3 protein-coding genes are annotated in these 2,151 nt (G+C 64.6%); all 3 read right to left on the bottom strand.

Translation table 11 applies throughout. The annotated features are described in order from the left end of the window. The coding region (locus VKH46_15860; GenBank protein HKB72315.1) for a GDP-mannose 4,6-dehydratase at positions 1-445 on the bottom strand (445 nt) is incomplete at its 3' end. Between the two features lies 1 nt (position 446). After that, positions 447-1,511 carry a glucose-1-phosphate thymidylyltransferase gene (locus VKH46_15855; GenBank protein HKB72314.1) on the bottom strand — a complete coding sequence of 355 codons (1,065 nt, stop codon included), beginning with the start codon at positions 1,509-1,511 and terminating at the stop codon, positions 447-449. A 222-nt stretch (positions 1,512-1,733) separates the two neighbouring features. Beyond that, a partial coding sequence (locus VKH46_15850) for a DUF3427 domain-containing protein (protein HKB72313.1) occupies positions 1,734-2,151 on the bottom strand: 418 nt, incomplete at its 5' end.

Genomic DNA, 2,151 nt, shown 5'->3' with positions numbered 1-2,151 from the left:
GGTTGCGCGGGTGGAGCGCCGATTCCTCCGTGAAGGCGCCGCTCTCGATCGAGCCGTAGACCTCGTCGGTCGATACCTGGATGAATTGGGAGACTCCGATCCGTTTCGCCTCCTCGAGCAGCACGAAGACGCCCTTGACGTCCGTGTCGATGAACGAGGCGTCCCCGAGGAGCGAGCGGTCGACGTGGGTCTCCGCCGCGAAGTTGACGACGACGTCGCACCCCGCCATCGCGTCGGCGACCGCGCGCGGGTCGCAGATGTCGCCGAGGACGAAGCGGTAATTCGGCGAACCGGCCACCGCCTCGACGTTCCGGGGGTTGCCGGCGTAGGTCAGCTTGTCGAGGTTGACGATCTCGACGCCGTTCGGCGCGGCCAGCGTCCTCCGCACGAACGCGCTCCCGATGAACCCGCAGCCGCCGGTCACGAGGATGCGTCGCGGACGCATCCTAGACAATGCCCACTTCGGAGTCGTCGCCGATCAAGAAGCGGTGGACCTTGGGGCGGATCTGGCCCCGATGGATCTTGACGCCCCGCCCGATCAGCGAGTCCGCGATCCGCACCGGGATGTCGCGAATCTCCGACTGCTCCCAGACGATCGAGTTCTCGATCTCGCAGTTGACGATCTTGCAGCCCGCGCCGATGGCGGTGTAGGGGCCGACGTAGGCGTTCTCGATCGAAGCATTCCGTCCGATGATCGTCGGTCCTCGGACGACGGCGTTGACGAGGACCGCGCCCCCTTCGAACACGACTTTCCCTTCCACGCGGGAGCCGCCGTCGAGCCCCGCCGGGACCTTCGGCTCGAACGTGTCGAGGATGATGCGGTTGGCTTCGAGCATGTCCTCGACCTTCCCCGTGTCTTTCCACCACCCTGTGACGAGGTGCGGGTGGACCGACCGGCCGTGGTCGACGAGCCACTGGATCGCGTCCGTGATCTCGAGCTCGTTGCGGGGCGACGGGCGGATCGCGTGGACCGCCTCGAAGATCGTCGGGTCGAACATGTACACGCCGACGAGCGCGAGATCCGATTTCGGCTCCGCCGGCTTCTCGGAGAGGCGCACGACGCGTCCCCCGTCGAGCTCCGCGACGCCGAACGAAGAAGGGTTCGGCACGCGCGCGAGGAGGATCTGGGAGTTGCACTGCCGATTCCGGTACTCGTCGACGAGAGACGAGATCCCGGAAGCGATCAGGTTGTCTCCGAGATACATCACGAAGGAGTCGCCCGCGAGGAACTCCTCGGAGATGAGCACCGCGTGTGCCAGCCCGCGCGGCGCGTCCTGCTCGATGTACGTGACCCGGACGCCGAAACGGGAGCCGTCGCCGACGGCGGCCTTGACCTCCTCGCGCGTGTCCCCAACGACGATCCCGATGTCCGTGATCCCGGCGGCCGCGATCGACTCGATCCCGTAGAAGAGAACGGGCTTGTTCGCGACCGGCACGAGCTGCTTGGCCGACGTGTGGGTGAGCGGGCGCAGACGGGTGCCTTTGCCGCCGCTCAGGATCAACCCTTTCATCGAACGAATCCTATCGCGCGTCGATACGCGCCGTTATACGGGCGATCCCGCCCATCCGCGGGGCTCAACGTACGCCTCGGTACGCCTCGCCCCGCGGCTGAGCACGATCGCCCGTCTTCCAGCACGTCTCGTCGCGCTCCGAGTCGTGCCGGCCCGGTCACCCGTAGCGCATTCACGGAGAGGTCCTTCAAATGATGCGGCAGCGCCTTTGCCCGCGATTATTCAGCCGGCCGCCAGTTGAAACTGCTGGAACAGATCCGCGGGCGCAGGACGTCGAAGTCTCCAAACGATGGATAGCGGTTTCTCTCCCGCATGTCTGACGTAGTCGGCAGGTCCGAGAAAAACGTAAGGCGCCGTTTGCCTGTCTTCCTGGCGAGTTCTTCTGACAAAGAGCAGGATATTTGTTCCCATCTCACGATGGTGGATATATCGCTGCGCGGTGTCAGATCGCTCGGTGGTGGTGCTCTGGGATTCCCAGTGGAAGAGCTCGGGCGAAATGGCGTAATCCTTGTAGCGCGTCGTCGGCGAGTAGTGCTTTTCGCTCTTTTCAACGGTCGGAACCAAGATGTCCGACTTCGAATCCCGATCGAACACGACTCCCTCGCGCATGCGATAGCGCCTTTCAAAGGTCATGTTCCCA

The sequence above is a fragment of the Thermoanaerobaculia bacterium genome, assembly GCA_035260525.1.
GTDB lineage: Bacteria > Acidobacteriota > Thermoanaerobaculia > UBA5066 > DATFVB01 > DATFVB01.
The sequence above is the reverse complement of the archived record's forward strand: the minus strand, read 5'-3'. Positions and strand labels throughout refer to the sequence as shown.